This is a genomic window from Burkholderia vietnamiensis LMG 10929 (assembly GCF_000959445.1).
Lineage (GTDB): Bacteria > Pseudomonadota > Gammaproteobacteria > Burkholderiales > Burkholderiaceae > Burkholderia > Burkholderia vietnamiensis.
Genome location: NZ_CP009631.1, coordinates 999,015 through 1,014,561 on the forward strand (window position 1 = coordinate 999,015; position 15,547 = coordinate 1,014,561).

Here is a 15,547-nt window from a genome sequence, read left to right on the forward strand (position 1 = left end):
CGTCAAGCCGCGCGCAGCGTCGGATGGAAGCCCGCGGCCTCGATCACCGATTGCACGCGTTCGGCGCCCTGCGCCGATTCGACCTTGACCGTCTTCGCGGCCACGTCGATGTCGAGCTTCGCGGCGGGATCGGCGGCCGTCACCGCGCGCGTGATCGCATTGGCACAGCCGCCGCAGGTCATGTCCTGGACTTCGAATTCCATCGTGTTCTCCTGAGTTGACGATTGACGAGTAGGTTCAGCATGAAGCTTGCCATGGTGGGAAGGTCAAGCGGCGCGCGAGGGTTTTCGTCAGCGTGAAGTCAGACGAATCGATCGCCTCCGCCCGTCCGAATTTTTCCCGATTGACGGTGCGATGACGGGGCCAAAACGCGGCGCTCGCGTTGCCCGGCGCGGTGCGGCACGTGCGCGCACCCATCGATCTTCCCGATTGCTTTAAGGATACGCCAGGGTGAAAATGCGAATCGCTCTTAATATCAATCCGCTTCGGCATTTCACCTCATGATGCACATGAATCGTTTCGTTCTCGGTTTCGCCGTCGCCCTGCTCGGCGCATCGGCCAGCTCCGCATTCGCCGCCGACGACGTCGTCAACCTGACGTTGAAGGACCACAAGTTTTCGCCCGACGGCGTGACGATCCCGGCCGGCAAGCGCGTGAAGTTCGTCGTGAAGAACCTCGACGCGACGCCCGCGGAATTCGAGAGCGACGACTTCAAGGCGGAGAAGGTCGTGCCGGCCGGCAAGTCGGTCGAGATCCTCGTCGGGCCGCTGAAGGCCGGGACTTACGAGTTCCACGACGAGTATCACGAAGCGCAGTCGAAGACGCACCTCACCGTCAAGTAAGCGGACGCCGCCATGCTGTCAACTGCCCTGATCGTGTTCCGTGAAGTGCTCGAGGCCGCGCTCGTCGTGTCGATCGTGATGGCCGCCACGAAGGGCGTGCCGCGCCGCGGCTGGTGGGTCGGCGGCGGGCTCGTCGGCGGCGTGATCGGCGCGGGCCTGATCGCGGCGTTCGCCGACGCGATCTCGCAGTGGGCGTCCGGCATGGGGCAGGAAGTCTTCAACGCGGGCGTGATGTTCGTCGCGACGCTGATGCTGGCGTGGCACTGCATCTGGATGAGCCGGCACGGCCGCGAGATCGCGCTGCAGATGGGCGAGGTCGGCCGCGCGGTGGCGGCCGGCAGCCGGCCGCTGACGGGGCTCGCGATCGTGGTCGGCGCGGCAGTGCTGCGCGAAGGCTCGGAGGCCGTGCTGTTCCTGTACGGCATCGCGGCCGGCGACCCTGGGCAGACGCCGCAGATGATCGCCGGCGGCCTGCTCGGCGTGCTCGGCGGCGCGGGCCTCGGCTACGCGATGTACGCCGGCCTGCTGCAGATTCCGCTGAAACGCCTGTTCTCGGTCACCAACGTGCTGATCGTGCTGCTCGCGGCCGGGATGGCGAGCCAGTGCGTGGGCTTTCTGCTCGCCGCGGGCCTCGTGCCGTCGTGGGGCGATGCGGTGTGGGACACGTCGTGGCTGCTGAAGGAATCGAGCGTCGTCGGCAAGGCGCTGCATGCGCTGATCGGCTATACCGCGCGTCCGGCCGGCATCCAGATCGCCGCGTACGTCGGGACGCTGGTCGCGATCGTCGCGCTGGCACGGCTCGTCGGCCGGCCGCAGCCGGCCGTGCGGCCGCCGCGCGCCGCGGCCTGAATTTCCGCTATCCGAATGCAACAAGGGGCGTCGTCGACGCCCCTTGTTGCATGCGCCCGTCGTGCGGGCCGTTCACTGATGACCGTCGATCCACGCGCGGGCCCATTCGAGGCCGGCTTCGCGCGCTTCGTCTTCGGTATCGAACACGCCGAGCACGCCCGACGCTTCGACGAGCCGGTTGTTCTGCGTGATCGTGCCGCTCGCCGCGAACCGTTCGGGTTGCAGGATCTCGTCTTGCTGCAGGATCGCATGGCCCCAGATCTGGTAGCCGTGATAGGTCTGCGCTTCCATTATCGCGTCACCTCCGCGGAACGGCTGCCGGTGCCGACGCGCAGCACGTTGCCGTCCGGCGTGTATTGCCGCGGGATGTCGGAGAAGCCCAGCGCGTGCTGCGGGTCCGGCGCGGCCGGCTGCATCACGGTGAGCCGGCCGGGCGCGGGCTGCGCGACCGGGCGCGGCGCGGCCGGCGCGTCGGCCGCCGCGGCAGGCGGTCGATGCGGCGTGGCTTTGACGGCTTGCGCGACGCGGCGCTTGTGCGGCTTGACGGAAGCCTTCGGTTGAGCGCTGGCGTGCTTTTCCGCGGTCTTGCCGCCGGCATGCGAGTCGGCACTGCTGCCGGTACGTGCGGTAGGCGTACGGGCATCCGCCGCGTGCGCGGCCGGCGTGCGCGCCTCGGGCGGGTTCCAGACCTCGACGTAGTGCTCGGCCGCCCAGCCCGTCGACGCGACGCTCAGCGCCAGCAATCCGCATCCAAACAGTCTTACCATGGTCTCTCCGTCAGTCTCGTCGGCGCGCCGGGCTGCGCTGCGCCGATTGCTTATTCCACCGTCACCGACTTCGCGAGGTTGCGCGGCTTGTCGACGTCGGTGCCGCGCGCGCACGCGGTGTGATACGCGAGCAGCTGCAGCGGCACCACGTGCAGGATCGGCGACAGCTGCCCGTAGTGTTCCGGCATCCGGATCACGTGCAGGCCGTCGTCGTTGACGATCTGCGTGTCGGCGTCGGCGAACACGTACAGCTCGCCGCCGCGCGCGCGCACTTCCTGCATGTTCGACTTCAGCTTCTCCAGCAGCGTATCGTTTGGCGCGACCGTGACGACCGGCATCGCTTCCGTGACGAGCGCGAGCGGCCCGTGCTTCAGCTCGCCGGCCGGATAGGCTTCGGCGTGGATGTACGAGATTTCCTTCAGCTTCAGCGCGCCTTCGAGCGCGATCGGGTAATGCAGCCCGCGGCCGAGGAACAGTGCGTTTTCCTTGCGCGCGAATTCTTCCGACCACGCGATGATCTGCGGCTCGAGCGCGAGCACGCTGTTCAGCGCGGCCGGCAGGTGGCGCAGCTGCTTCAGGAATTGCGCTTCCTGCGCGGCGTCGACGTGCCCGCGCAGCTTGCCGAGCGTCGCCGCCAGCACGAACAGCGCGACGAGCTGCGTCGTGAACGCCTTGGTCGACGCGACGCCGATCTCGGTGCCCGCGTGCGTGAGGAACTGCATCTCGGTGAGCCGCACCATCGCGCTCGTCGCGACGTTGCACACGGCGAGCGTGTGCGTGTGGCCGAGCGACTGCGCGTGCTTGAGCGCCGCGAGCGTGTCGGCCGTCTCGCCCGACTGCGAGATCACGAGCACGAGCTGGCGCGGGTTCGGCACCGACTCGCGGTAGCGGTATTCGCTCGCGATCTCGACCTGGGTCGGGATCTTCGCGATCGATTCGAGCCAGTACTTCGCGGTGAGGCCCGAGTAGTAGCTGGTGCCGCACGCGAGGATCAGCAGGCTGTCGATGTTCGCGAACGCAGCGCTTGCCGCCGCGCCGAACAGCGTCGGCTCGAACGCTTCGGTTTGCGGCACCGTGTCGCTGATCGCGCGCGGCTGCTCGAAGATTTCCTTCTGCATGAAGTGGCGATAGGGGCCGAGCTCGACCGCGCCGCCGTACGCGCTGACCACGCGCGTCTCGCGCTCGACGAGCGCGCCGTGGCGATCGACGATCTTCACGCCGTCGAGCGACAGTTCGCAGACGTCGCCTTCTTCGAGGAACGTGAAGCGGTCGGTGCTGCCGGCCAGCGCGAGCGCATCGGACGCGAGGAAGTTCTCGCCGTCGCCGTGGCCGACCACGAGCGGCGAGCCCTGGCGCGCGCCGACGACGGTGTGCGGCTGATCCTTGTGCGTGACCGCGATCGCGTATGCGCCGTGCAGCTGCTGCACGGCCTCGCGCACCGCTTCGAACAGATCGCCGCGATACAGGCTGTGCACCAGATGCGCGATCACTTCGGTGTCGGTCTGCGACACGAACTCGTAGCCCTTCGCGCGCAGCGCGTCGCGCAGCGTCTCGAAGTTCTCGATGATGCCGTTGTGGACCAGCGCGAGCGCGTTCGACGAGAAGATCGGATGCGCATTCTGCGTGACGGGCGCGCCGTGCGTGGCCCAGCGCGTGTGCGCGACGCCGGTCGTGCCTTCGAGATGGGCTTCGTGGACCTGCGCGTCGAGATCGGCGACGCGCGCGACGCTGCGCGCGCGGCGCGGTGCGTCGGGTTCGAGCACGGCGACGCCGCACGAATCGTAGCCACGGTATTCGAGGCGCCGCAATCCTTCGATCAGCACCGGAACGATATTACGCTGCGCAACTGCGCCGACAATGCCGCACATGAGTCGTCAATCCCTGTAAGTCGAAGCGGGCGCCGTGCCGACGCCCGCCGTAGATGTTCAGCTTTTCTTCTTGACCGGGCGGACGTAGCCGCTCTTCGCGGTCTGCGTCTTCTCGTTCAATGCGAGCGTGCCTTCGGCGACGTCCTTCCAGACCGTCGTGCCGGCCGCGATCGTCACGCCCCGGCCGACGCGCACCGGCGCGACGAGCTGCGTGTCCGAGCCGACGAACACGTCGTCCTCGATCACGGTGCGGAACTTGTTCGCGCCGTCGTAGTTGCAGGTGATCGTGCCCGCGCCGATGTTCACGCGCGCGCCGATGTCGGCGTCGCCGATGTAGGTCAGGTGGTTCGCCTTCGAGCCGTGGCCGATCACCGCATTCTTCACCTCGACGAAGTTGCCGACGTGCGCCTCGTCCGCGAGCTGCGCGCCGGGGCGCAGCCGCGCGTACGGGCCGATCACGGTGTTCGCGCCGAGCTGGGCGCCGTCGATGTGCGTGAACGCGTCGATGCGCGTGCCCGCGCCGATCGACGCGTTGCGGATCACGCAGTTCGGGCCGACCGTCACGTCGTCGGCGAGCGTCACGTCGCCTTCGAACACGCAGTTCACGTCGATCGACACGTCGCGGCCGCAGCGCAGCGTGCCGCGCACGTCGACGCGCGCCGGATCGGCCAGCGTGACGCCTTCGACGAGCAGCGCATCGGCGACGTTGCGCTGATGGATGCGCTCCAGCTCCGCGAGCTGCGCCTTGCTGTTCACGCCGAGCGTTTCCCAGTCGTCGTCGGGCTGCGTGGTGACGATCTCGAAGCCGGCCTCGATCGCGAGCTCGACCACGTCGGTCAGGTAGTACTCGCCCTGCGCGTTCTCGTTCTTCAGCGCCCCGAGCCACATCGACAGCTGCGCGGTCGGCGTGACGATGATGCCGGTGTTGATCTCGGCGATCTTCAACTGCTCGGGCGACGCGTCCTTCTGCTCGACGATGCGCGTGACGAAGCCCGCCGCGTCGCGCACGATGCGGCCGTAACCGGTCGGCTCGTCGAGCGTGACGGTCAGAATCCCGTAGCGGCCGTCGTGTGCCGCGTCGACCAGACGCTTGAGCGTCGTTGCACGCGTGAGCGGCACGTCGCCGTACAGCACGAGCGTCGGTTGCGCGGGATCGAGCAGCGGCAGCGCCTGGCGCACCGCATGGCCGGTGCCGAGCTGCTCGGCCTGCACCGCGAACTGTACGTCGGGCGCGGCGACCGCGGCCTGCACCTGCTCGGCGCCATGCCCGACGACGACGACGAGCCGGGACGGCTGCAGCGTGCGCGCGGTAGCGATGACGTGGGAGAGGAGCGGCCTGCCGGCCAGGGGATGGAGCACTTTCGGCAGCGCGGAACGCATGCGCTTGCCGGTGCCTGCCGCCAAAATCACGATATTCATGGCGCCAGCTTGTCAGAGGAGTTCGAAGCCGTCCATTTTAGCATGCGGCCCCTGGCGTCCCGGGCCTGTCGCGGCGCGGCGACAGCGCCGCAACGGGCGCTCGCGCGCCGTCGCGACGCGCGTTCCGGCCCCTGCTTACAGGTCGTCGAACTGGACGATGGAGATCGGCCGCGCGGCGCCGCTCGTCGTGTTGCCCGCCGCGTCGCCCGCGGCATCGCCGGACGCGCACGGCTCCTCGTCGAACGCGATGTCGCCCAGCGGATCGGCCACGCCGGTCGCGCGCAGCGACGCGAACGGGAACAGGCCGGTATCCATCAGGTGCGACGGCACGACGTTGGCGAGCGCGCTGAACATGTTGTCGACGCGGCCCGGGAAGCGCTTGTCCCATTCGCGGATCAGCGCCTTCATTTCCGCGCGCTTCAGGTTCGGCTGGCTGCCGCACAGGTTGCACGGGATGATCGGGAATTCGCGCAGCTCGGCGTATTTCTCGAGATCGGTTTCCTTCACGTACGCGAGCGGGCGGATCACGACGTTCCTGCCGTCGTCCGACTGCAGCTTCGGCGGCATCCCCTTCAGCTTGCCGCCGTAGAACATGTTCAGCAGCAGCGTCTGCAGGATGTCGTCGCGGTGATGGCCGAGCGCGATCTTGGTCGCGCCGAGCTCGCCGGCCACGCGGTACAGGATCCCGCGGCGCAGCCGCGAGCACAGCGAGCAGGTCGTCTTGCCCTCCGGCACGAGCCGCTTGACGATGCTGTAGGTGTCCTGGTTCTCGATGTGGAACGGCACGCCGATCTGCGTCAGGTATTCCGGCAGCACGTGCTCGGGGAAGCCCGGCTGCTTCTGGTCGAGGTTGACCGCGACGATGTCGAAGTCGATCGGCGCGCGCTCGCGCAGGCGCAGCAGCACGTCGAGCATCGCATAACTGTCCTTGCCGCCCGACAGGCAGACCATCACCTTGTCGCCGGCCTCGATCATGTTGTAATCGCCGATCGCCTGGCCGACCTGGCGCGCGATCCGCTTGAACAGCTTGTTGTTTTCGTACGCTTCCTTCTGCTCGCGGCGCGTCAGCGCGCGGCGGCCGGAGTCGGCGGCGATGGCTTCGGTGGCGGCGCCGTCGGCCGCCGTGTCGTTCGTTTGGGGGGCGTTCATGCGCGCTCCTCGTCCTTGATGCGAAAGACTTCGACGCCGACGGCGTCGCAGTCCGGATAGGCGTCCGGTTTCTCGGTACAGACGCGTACCGCGCGCACGGCATCGTGCGCCAGCAGGGTCGCGGCGATCGCGTCGCACAGCGTTTCCTGCAGATGGATGTGGCCGCGCGCGAGACATTGCGCGACGCTTTGCTTCATCAGATCGTAGTCGACGACTTCATGCAGCCGGTCGTCGATCGGGGTCGACTGCGCGAGCGGCACGAACAGGTCGACGTTGATGACGACGCGCTGCTCGCCGCGCTTCTCGTGTTCGAAGGCCCCGATGTTGATGTGCACCTCGTAGTCGCGCAGGTAGAGCCTGCGGCAGTCCGCGAGGCGGGGGTGCAGGAGAGCGGAAAACATGGTCGTCCCAGTCAAATTGGCGTGCGCACACGCAAAGCGGCGCGGGCGGCGGCCCGCGGGCCGCGCGCTCGCGCGCGATTCATTCATTCGGGCCGGCGTCCGGCGGCACCAGGTGCTCGCCGCCGTCGACGGTCAGCGTCGCGCCCGTGACGCCGGGCGCGCTCGCCAGATAGCAGGCGGCCGCGGCGATGTCGTCGGCCTGCGGCGCGTGGCCGCGCACCAGCGCCGCGACCCGCACCTTCGGCGCGAGCGACAGCGCCAGCGCGGCGGTCGCGCGGTTCAGCGCGGCCTGCATCAGCGCATGCGAGAACTGCGCGGGCGCCGGGTGAAACAGTGCCTGATCGAGCACGTGGATCGCGCACGCGCGCAGCGCCTCGTCGTCGCGCGCCGCGTCGGGCGTCGTGTCGGCGAGCGCGCGGGCCAGCGCGAGCGCGGCCGTCACGTTGCGCGCGAGCGCGCCGGCCAGCGCCGCGCCGTCGGCCGTGTGCGCGTCGTCGGCGCCCGCGCACGCGCTGACGAACACCGCGCACGCCGGGCGGCCCAGCGCCGCGCCGCACGCGGCGACCAGCCCGCCGGCGTCGGCCTCCCGCGCCAGATCGGCGTCGAGCACGACCGCGCGGCGGCCGCGCGCGGCGACTTCGGCGATCAGCGCGTCGGCCGCCGCACGCGGCGCGCCGGGGCTGCGCTGCAGCGCGACGTCCCAGCCGCGCTGCGCGAATTGCGTCGCGAGCGCACGGCCGAGCGTGGCGGCGTCGGCCGCGCTGCCGAGCGCGCCGGCGACGAGCGCGATGCGCGGGGGCGACGTATCGGCTGAAACGGTCATTTACAATGCCGGGATGAACCCGAAAGCTCACGAACCCGCTAGTTTACCTGCTCCCGGCCCCGACGCGCTCGCGCAGTCCGAAACCCTTGCCGCGCAACTGCGCGCCGAGATCGCGGCGGCCGGCGGCTGGCTGCCGTTCGATCGCTTCATGGAGCGCGCGCTGTATGCGCCCGCCCTCGGCTATTACAGCGGCGGCGCGCGCAAGTTCGGCCGCCGCGCCGACGACGGCAGCGACTTCGTGACGGCCCCCGAGCTGTCGCCGCTGTTCGCGCAGACGCTCGCGAATCCGGTCGCGGACGCGCTCGCGGCGAGCGGCACGCGTCGCGTGATGGAATTCGGCGCGGGCACCGGCAAGCTCGCGGCCGGGCTGCTCGCGGCGCTCGACGCGCTCGGCGTCGAACTCGACGAATACCTGATCGTGGATCTGTCCGGCGAGCTGCGCGAGCGGCAGCGCGAGACGATCGCGGCCGCCGCGCCGGCGCTCGCCGGCAAGGTGCGCTGGCTCGACGCGCTGCCGGAGCGCTTCGACGGCGTCGTGGTCGGCAACGAGGTGCTCGACGCGATGCCGGTGCGCCTGTTCGCGAAGGCGGGCGACACGTGGCTGGAGCGCGGCGTCGCGCTCGACGCGCGGCACGCGTTCGTGTTCGAAGACCGCCCGGCGGGCGCGGCCGGCGTGCCGGCGGTGCTCGCGACGCTCGACGTCGGCGACGGCTACGTGACCGAGACGCACGAAGCCGCGCTCGCGTTCACGCGCACCGTGTGCACGATGCTCGCGCGCGGCGCGGTGCTGCTGGTCGACTACGGCTTTCCGGCGCACGAGTACTACCATCCGCAGCGCGAGCGCGGCACGCTCATGTGCCACTACCGCCACCACGCGCACGACGATCCCTTCCTGTATCCGGGGCTGCAGGACATCACCGCGCACGTCGAATTCACCGGCATCTACGAAGCCGGCATCGCGACCGGCGCGGACCTGCTCGGCTACACGTCGCAGGCGCGCTTTCTGTTGAACGCGGGCGTCACCGACGCGCTGGCCGCTATCGATCCGTCCGATATCCGCGCGTTCCTGCCGGCCGCCAATGCGGTGCAGAAGCTGATTTCGGAAGCGGAAATGGGCGAGCTGTTCAAGGTGATCGGCTTTTCGCGCGGCATCGACGGCACGCTCGACGCGTTTGCGCGCGGCGACCGCTCGCACGCGCTCTGAAGGGAGCCGGCGATGCTGCGCTGGCTGATGACGTCGTTCGTCGCGGTGATGATCCTGACGCGTTGCTGGCCGTGGCTCGGCAAGCTGGGCGTCGGGCGCCTGCCGGGCGACGTCACGCTCACACTGGGAGGCCGGCGCTACCCGTTCCCGTTCATGTCGACGCTGGTGCTGACGATGCTTCTGTCGATGGTCGCGCGGCTACTGTGAGCGGCCCGCAACGGCGGCGGCGCGCCACGGCCGGAGTCGTGGCGCGCGCGTGACGGTTGGGTTGGTTGCGGCGCGTGAGTCGAAGCTCGAGGTTCAAACTCGAGGTTCAAGCTCGCGGATCAAAGCGCACACCTCAAAGCTCGATCTCGCCGAGGATCCGGTGCGCGAGCGCGATCGCTTCCTCGAATGCCTCTTCCTCGCTCGTGCTCGTCGTATGGACGTCGTAGCGCATGTTTTCGGTCTCGCTGCCGTCGTCCCGGGCGAGGATCACGTAGCCCTGGAACTGACCGTTGGCGGCGTGGTGCGTATGCGCCTTGGCCGTGTAGATGCCTTTCGTGAACGTGTTCGTGTCCATCATCGTGCCTCTCCCGCAGTAGGACGCCTCATCGTAGCACTGCGGCGCAGCATGTACAGCGCCGCGAAACGGCGACCGATCGACGCGTCGCCGGTGCCCCGTCCGCGCCCCGTCACGCGTCATCGTTCGAGCAGCGCCACGACCTCGTCGAGCGTCGGCGCGTGGGCGCCCGTATGCCGGCACGCTGCCGCGCCGGCCGCGAGCGCGAATGCGAGGTGCTCGCGCCACGAACGCTGCGGCGCGGCCATCAGGCTGAACAGCATCCCGCCGATCGACGCGTCGCCCGCACCGACCGTATCGACCACTTCGACGCGCGGCGGGCTTGCCTCGAGCACGTCGTCGCCGGCGTAGAGCGTGGCCGCTTGCGCGCCGCGCGTGACGAACACCGCCGCACGCGGGTTCAGCGCGCGCACGGCGGCGATCGCATCGGGGCCGTCGCCGCCGAACAGGTGGCGCAGGTCCTCGTCGGACACCTTGATCAGGTCGGCGAGGCCGGCCATCTTCTCGAGCGTCGGCCGATACGCGGCCGTCATCAGGTTGCGGTAGTTCGGATCGAAGCTGATCTTCACGCCGCGCGCGTGCAGCTGCGCCGCCAGCGCGACCAGCGTGCTCGCGAGCGGCTCGCGCACCAGGCTGATGCAGCCGAAGTGCGCCCACTTCACGTGCTCGGCCCAGCCCTGCGGCAGCCGCGCGGGATCGAACGCGAGGTCCGCGCTCGCGTCGCCGATGAAGAAGTATGCGGGCGGGCGCGTCTCGTGCACGATCGCGAGCAGCGGCGCACGCGGCACGCGCTGCAGGAACCGCAGGTCGAGGCCGGCGGCCTCGCTCGCGCGCCACAGCACGTCGGAGAAGCAGTCCTCGCCGATCGCGCCGGCCAGCGCGCTCGGCAAGCCGAGCCGCGCGACCGCGCGCGCCACGTTCCAGCCGGCGCCGCCCGGCACCGAGGTCCATTGCGCGTCGCCTGCGCGCACCATGTCGGTCAGGATGTCGCCCGCCGACACGAAAGCCGGGAAGGTGCCGCCGCTCATTGCGTCGTCTCGCTGCGCGCCGCGCGCGCCAGGGTCGCGAGCACGTCGTAGCACGCGCCCATCGTGTGATAGTCGGTCTTGCCGGCCGGGCTCTTCTCGTCGCTGTACTTGCGGTTGTCGCAGGTGAGGATGCGGTACCACGCGCCGTAGCGGTGATCGACGAAGTGCGCCCAGCTGTAGCGCCAGATCTCGTCGTACCAGTCCCAGAAACGCTCGCTGCCGGTGCGCGCGCCGAGCATCGCGGCCGCCGCGAAGGTCTCCGCCTGCACCCAGAAATACTTGTTGTGATCGCAGATCGTGAAGTCGGGGCCGAAGCCGTAGCAGAGGCCGCCGTGATCGGCGTCCCACGCGTGCGCGAGCGCCGCGTCGAACAGCTCGGTCGCGCGCGGCACCAGCCAGTCGAGCGGCCGGTGGCGTTCGAGGATCAGCAGCAGCTTCGCCCATTCGGTCTGGTGGCCGGGCTGGAAGCCCCACGGCCGGAAGATGTTCGAGCTGTCTTCCTTGTTGTAGTCCCAGTCGACCGACCAGTCCGCGTGGAAGTGCTCCCACACGAGGCCGCCCGACAGCGCCGCCTGACGCTGCGTGATGTGGCTCGCGACCTTTTCCGCGCGATCCAGATACGTGAGATGGCCGGTCGCCTCGTACGCGGCGAGCAGCGCTTCGGTCATGTGCATGTTCGCGTTCTGGCCGCGGTACGACGATACGTGCCAGTTCGGCGTAGCGTCGTCGGCATAGAGGCCGGCGGCGGCGTCCCAGAAGCGGTGCTCGGCGAGCTCGAAGGTCGATGCGATCAGCGCGCGGGCTTCGTCGATGCCCGCCATCGTCGCATGCGCGGCGGCGAGCAGCACGAACGCGAGCCCGTAGCAGTGGCGCGTGGCGTCGAGCGTGGCCTGCTTGCGGCCGTCGCGCCACTCGAGTTCCCAGTCGTAGCCCTGCAGCGCGTCGTCCCAGTGCGCGTCGCGCAGGAAGCGCAGGCCGTGGCGCGCGTAGTCGAGGTGGCGCGCGTCGCCGAAATGCCGGAAAGCCATCGCGTAGTTGTAGACGAACCGGCAGCTGCTCACCAGATGCCGCGACGTGGGGTTGTAGATGCTGCCGTCGTCGCGGAAATAGTGGTGGAAGCCGCCCGTCGGGTCGAACGCGTTCGCCGCGTAGAAGCGCAGCGTGTCCTCGACGTGCGACAGCAGGAACGACGGATCGCGGAAGCTCGCGACGAACGGCGCCGCTTGCGCGTGACCGGCCGGCGCGGCCGGAGTGGGTTGGACCGGAGGCATGTTCATGATTCGTGGACCGTGGCGGTATCGAGTGCCGGTGAGCCGGCGGGCTGGCTGCTGGCCCGCACGATCAGCTCGACGGGCAGGGAGATCTCGGTGTGCTCGGGCGCTTCCGCGAGCAGCAGTTCGACGCCGCGGCGGCCGAGCGCTTCCTTGTCGACGGCGAGCGTCGTGAGCGGCGGGTTCGCGTGCGCGGCGGCCGGGATGTCGTCGAAGCCGACGATCGCGATGTCCTGCGGAATCCGCAGGCCGCGCGCGATGCAGACGCGCTGCGCGGCGAGCGCGGCGGCGTCGTTGTACGCGAACACCGCGTCGGGGCGCGGGCCGGGCGCGTCGAGCAGTTGCTCCATCGCGCGCGCGGCGCCGGTGTCGGGGTCGAGGCCGGCGTCGATCGTCAATTCGTAGGCGGGATCGAACAGCTTGCCGGCCTCGAAGAACGCGCGCCGATAGCCGATCGCGCGCTGCGCGATGCTGTAGTGCGCGGCCGAGCCGCCGATGAACGCGATGCGCGAGCGGCCGGTGGCGAGCAGGTGGCGCATCGCGAGCGCGGCGCCGGTCGCATTGTCGATGTTCACCGAACGCAGGCCGGGCGCCCACAGGTCGATCAGCACGAGCGGCCGGCCGGTCGCCGCGAGCGCCTCGATCGTCTCGGGCTCGATGAAGCCGGCCACCGCGATCGCGTCGGGCGCGTGCGGACGCATCTGGCGCAGCACGTCGTCGTTCGGCCCGACCGTGAGCAGCGTGGGTACGATGCCGCGTTCGCGACAGGCGTCTTCGACGCCGTGCAGCACGTGCGAGAAGAACGGGCTCGCGGGAAAGCGGTTGTGCTGGCGATGCAGCAGGAAGGTGAGCCGGCGGATGCGCGGCCGCAACTGCGCCTGGTCGTAGCCGAGCCGGTGCGCGATTTCGACGATGCGCGCGCGCGTGGCCTCGGACAGGCCGGGCTGGTTTTTCAGCGCGCGCGAGACGGTGCCGATCGAGACCTCTGCCGCCCGCGCCACGTCGCGAATGGTGGTGCCCATCGTTCGGGTCCGGTTTGTTTAGGATGAAGGCGATTGTATAGTAAAAATCCGGGCGCAATTCGGGCCGAATAACCGGGGAATACCCGGAAATAACGGGTTTTTAGGTGCTAATCTGCGAAAACGACGTAACTAAAAATACTAAACAAAACGCGGGAAAGGCAAGGTTGGTGTGGGGCGGTGTTGCGGTGCGCGGGTGGTCGGCGTGAAGTTGCTCATGGGAGCGGCGGCCAGAGAAGGGGCGCGGCGCGGTGGCGGGGGCGAGCGCGGGCGAATGAGACGAACGAAGCGGACGCGGCGAACGAAGCGGACGCGGCGAACGAAGCGAACGAAGCGGACGGGGCCGGACGTGGCGAATGAAGCGAACGAGAGCGAGCGCAAGCGTACGAAGCGCGCGCCGGCTACCCGATCCCGCCAACCGCCCGCCCCGCCGGTCTCCGCCCGTCGTTCAGCAGGCCACCGCGGCGCGCGGCGGCTCGCCGCGCTCGCGCAGCGCGGCGCGGCCGGCGTCGAGGTCGACGACCGCGAGTCCGCCCGGTTGCTGCTTCGCGCGTCGCTTCGCGAGCGCGGCGACCGACGCGATCTCGTCGCTGCCGTAGCGCATCGCGTCGTTGGCGCCGGGCGGCACGCCGACCGCGCCGATCGCCATCGTCACGAAGCCAAAGAACGCGGCGTTGCCGTGGCGGTCCTCGCCGCGCAGCCCGCCCGCCAGCCGGTCGGCCTGCGTATAGAAGCGCAGCGCGCCTTCGTTGAAGCGCGCGATCGCCTCGGTCGCGCGCGCCTGCCAGTCGTCGCGCTGGAACAGCACCAGGAAATCGTCGCCGCCGACGTGCCCGAGAAAGTCGCGCTGCGGATCGCACACGCCGGCCAGCACCGTCGCGGCGAACTTCAGCACTTCGTCGCCCTGCCAGTAGCCGTACTGGTCGTTGAACGGCTTGAACTGGTTCAGGTCGACGTAGCACGCGTGGAAGCCGGCGTCGCGCGCGAGCAGGCGGTCGATATGCGCGCTGATCGGGATGTTGCCCGGCAGGAACGTCAGCGGATTCGCGTAGCGCGCGGCCTCGATGCGCATCTCGGTCACCGCGCGCACCAGGCTCTCGCCGGTGCCGAGCCCGACGTAGCGGCCGTGTTCGGTGATCACGAAGCCGTCCGCCAGATAGCGCTGGTCGTGGCGCGCGAGCAGCATCGCGAGCTGCTCGACCGTCGTCGCGTTGTCGATCATCAGCGGCGCATCGTTCGCGAACTGCAGACACGGCTTCTTGCCGAACACCTCGCGGTGATACGGCAGCGCGAAGCGGTCGATGAAGCCGTGCCGGTTCACCAGCGCGACCGGCCGGCTGGCTTCGACGAGCGCGACCGCGTGCAGGCCGGGCATCCGGTTGAACAGATCGAGCACGTCGTTGTTGGTCGCGTCGCGCGGCAGCGCCGGCGCGGGCACCAGCATCTTCGCCGCAATCGTCGCGGCTGGACGCACGCTGCGCGTCGCGCCGGGAAACACCGCGATGTGCGGCGTATGAATCGCGTCGCGGGCGGCCGGCGCGAGCAGCGCCGACGGGCGCGCGCTCGGCCGGCCGAGCAGGAAGCCCTGCACGCAGCAGATTCCGATGTCGCGCACGACGGTCAGGTCGCTTTCGTTCTCGATCCCTTCCGCGATCAGCTTCGCGCCGCTTGCTTGCGCGAAGTGCTGCATCGCCCGGACCGCCTCGAACTTGAGCGGATCGCGCGCGATGTCGTGAATGAAGAAGCGGTCGATCTTCACGACGTCGGGATGCAGGCGCAGCCACAGGTTCATGCTCGCGTTGGCGGTGCCGTAATCGTCGAGCGCGAACTGGATGCCCGCATCGCGCAGCGTCTCGACCGCCGGCCCGATGCGCGCGATGTCGGGCATCGTCGCCTGCTCGGTGAGCTCGATCACGATGCGCTCGGCGGACACGCCCGCGCGGGCGAGCAGCTGCCGCGCGCGCTCGCGTTCACGCGCGAGCTGCACGATCGTGCGCGCACTGAAGTTGAGGAACAGCTTGCCGTCGCAGCCGAGCGCCGCGAACGCGTCGATGCAGGTGAGCGCGGCCGCCTGTTCGAGCGCGATGGTGGCGCCGTCGCGGGCGGCCTGCGCGAACAGCGCGTTCGGCGCTTCGAGATCGGTGCCGCGCGGGCCGCGGATCAGCCCTTCGTAGCCGACGACGGTGCCCGACGCGAGATCGACGATCGGCTGGAATACGGCGGCGAGCGCGCGCTCCGCGATCAGGCGCGTGGTGACGGCGGCAGCGGAGCCGGAAGAGGGCGGAGGCATGGGCGGGCTGAAGCGAGGGTACGCCAGACTTTAACGGCAACTCGCGCGGACAATT

The 15,547-nt window shown here is 69.6% G+C and carries 17 protein-coding genes; 4 read left to right on the forward strand and 13 right to left on the reverse strand.

Annotated elements, in window-relative coordinates; genetic code table 11:
* Window positions 1-2: 2 nt before the first annotated feature.
* Window positions 3-203 carry a heavy-metal-associated domain-containing protein gene (locus AK36_RS14550; protein WP_011886228.1) on the reverse strand — a complete coding sequence of 67 codons (201 nt, stop codon included), beginning with the start codon at window positions 201-203 and terminating at the stop codon, window positions 3-5.
* A 306-nt stretch (window positions 204-509) separates the two neighbouring features.
* Between AK36_RS14550 and AK36_RS14555 the strand changes: the two genes are divergently transcribed.
* Window positions 510-842 (forward strand): cupredoxin domain-containing protein, encoded by a 333-nt coding sequence (locus tag AK36_RS14555; protein ID WP_011886227.1) that lies wholly within the window; start codon window positions 510-512, stop codon window positions 840-842.
* A 12-nt stretch (window positions 843-854) separates the two neighbouring features.
* Window positions 855-1,691 carry an FTR1 family iron permease gene (locus AK36_RS14560; protein WP_011886226.1) on the forward strand — a complete coding sequence of 279 codons (837 nt, stop codon included), beginning with the start codon at window positions 855-857 and terminating at the stop codon, window positions 1,689-1,691.
* 72 nt (window positions 1,692-1,763) lie between these two features.
* Here the strand turns inward: AK36_RS14560 and AK36_RS14565 are convergent, their stop codons facing one another.
* The 7 genes from AK36_RS14565 to AK36_RS14595 all read right to left on the reverse strand — a co-directional run bounded on the left by AK36_RS14565 (window position 1,764) and on the right by AK36_RS14595 (window position 8,118).
* Complete coding sequence (locus AK36_RS14565; RefSeq protein WP_011886225.1) at window positions 1,764-1,982, reverse strand: hypothetical protein; 219 nt, start codon at window positions 1,980-1,982, stop codon at window positions 1,764-1,766.
* Complete coding sequence (locus tag AK36_RS14570; protein WP_034192502.1) at window positions 1,982-2,458, reverse strand: hypothetical protein; 477 nt, start codon at window positions 2,456-2,458, stop codon at window positions 1,982-1,984. The genes AK36_RS14565 and AK36_RS14570 overlap by 1 nt, the downstream gene beginning before the upstream one ends.
* Before the next feature lie 50 nt (window positions 2,459-2,508).
* Window positions 2,509-4,326 carry a glutamine--fructose-6-phosphate transaminase (isomerizing) gene (glmS, locus tag AK36_RS14575; RefSeq protein ID WP_014723783.1) on the reverse strand — a complete coding sequence of 606 codons (1,818 nt, stop codon included), beginning with the start codon at window positions 4,324-4,326 and terminating at the stop codon, window positions 2,509-2,511.
* Window positions 4,327-4,383: 57 nt separating this feature from the next.
* Window positions 4,384-5,745: a bifunctional UDP-N-acetylglucosamine diphosphorylase/glucosamine-1-phosphate N-acetyltransferase GlmU gene (gene glmU / locus AK36_RS14580; RefSeq protein ID WP_034192503.1), complete on the reverse strand. Its 1,362-nt coding sequence runs from the start codon at window positions 5,743-5,745 to the stop codon at window positions 4,384-4,386.
* Between the two features lie 135 nt (window positions 5,746-5,880).
* On the reverse strand, window positions 5,881-6,894 hold the full coding sequence (ttcA, locus tag AK36_RS14585) for a tRNA 2-thiocytidine(32) synthetase TtcA (RefSeq protein WP_034192504.1): 1,014 nt from the start codon (window positions 6,892-6,894) through the stop codon (window positions 5,881-5,883).
* Window positions 6,891-7,295, reverse strand: a complete 405-nt coding sequence (locus tag AK36_RS14590) for a dihydroneopterin aldolase (RefSeq protein ID WP_034192505.1) — start codon at window positions 7,293-7,295, stop codon at window positions 6,891-6,893. Before AK36_RS14590 ends, ttcA begins: the two co-directional genes overlap by 4 nt.
* A gap of 79 nt (window positions 7,296-7,374) precedes the next feature.
* Window positions 7,375-8,118, reverse strand: coding sequence for an SDR family oxidoreductase (locus tag AK36_RS14595; RefSeq protein ID WP_045578713.1), 744 nt, complete (start codon window positions 8,116-8,118; stop codon window positions 7,375-7,377).
* Between the two features lie 13 nt (window positions 8,119-8,131).
* Here AK36_RS14595 and AK36_RS14600 point away from each other — a divergent pair, with 13 nt between their 5' ends.
* Entirely contained in the window at window positions 8,132-9,322 is a 1,191-nt protein-coding gene (locus AK36_RS14600; RefSeq protein ID WP_045578714.1) for a class I SAM-dependent methyltransferase, read from the forward strand.
* A gap of 12 nt (window positions 9,323-9,334) precedes the next feature.
* Window positions 9,335-9,529, forward strand: a complete 195-nt coding sequence (locus AK36_RS14605; protein WP_011886217.1) for a DUF2905 domain-containing protein — start codon at window positions 9,335-9,337, stop codon at window positions 9,527-9,529.
* A 133-nt stretch (window positions 9,530-9,662) separates the two neighbouring features.
* On the opposite strand, the gene AK36_RS14610 is transcribed toward AK36_RS14605, so the two are convergent.
* From AK36_RS14610 to AK36_RS14630, 5 genes are all read right to left on the reverse strand, one after another.
* Window positions 9,663-9,884, reverse strand: a complete 222-nt coding sequence (locus tag AK36_RS14610; protein WP_041493908.1) for a hypothetical protein — start codon at window positions 9,882-9,884, stop codon at window positions 9,663-9,665.
* 119 nt (window positions 9,885-10,003) lie between these two features.
* Window positions 10,004-10,912, reverse strand: coding sequence for a carbohydrate kinase family protein (locus tag AK36_RS14615; RefSeq protein ID WP_014723776.1), 909 nt, complete (start codon window positions 10,910-10,912; stop codon window positions 10,004-10,006).
* Entirely contained in the window at window positions 10,909-12,189 is a 1,281-nt protein-coding gene (locus AK36_RS14620; RefSeq protein ID WP_045578715.1) for an AGE family epimerase/isomerase, read from the reverse strand. The genes AK36_RS14615 and AK36_RS14620 overlap by 4 nt, the downstream gene beginning before the upstream one ends.
* Complete coding sequence (locus AK36_RS14625; protein ID WP_045578716.1) at window positions 12,186-13,205, reverse strand: LacI family DNA-binding transcriptional regulator; 1,020 nt, start codon at window positions 13,203-13,205, stop codon at window positions 12,186-12,188. The genes AK36_RS14620 and AK36_RS14625 overlap by 4 nt, the downstream gene beginning before the upstream one ends.
* A gap of 445 nt (window positions 13,206-13,650) precedes the next feature.
* The gene (locus AK36_RS14630; RefSeq protein ID WP_045578717.1) at window positions 13,651-15,492 is read right to left on the reverse strand and encodes an EAL domain-containing protein; all 1,842 of its coding nucleotides are present in this window, start codon (window positions 15,490-15,492) and stop codon (window positions 13,651-13,653) included.
* Window positions 15,493-15,547: the final 55 nt, after the last annotated feature.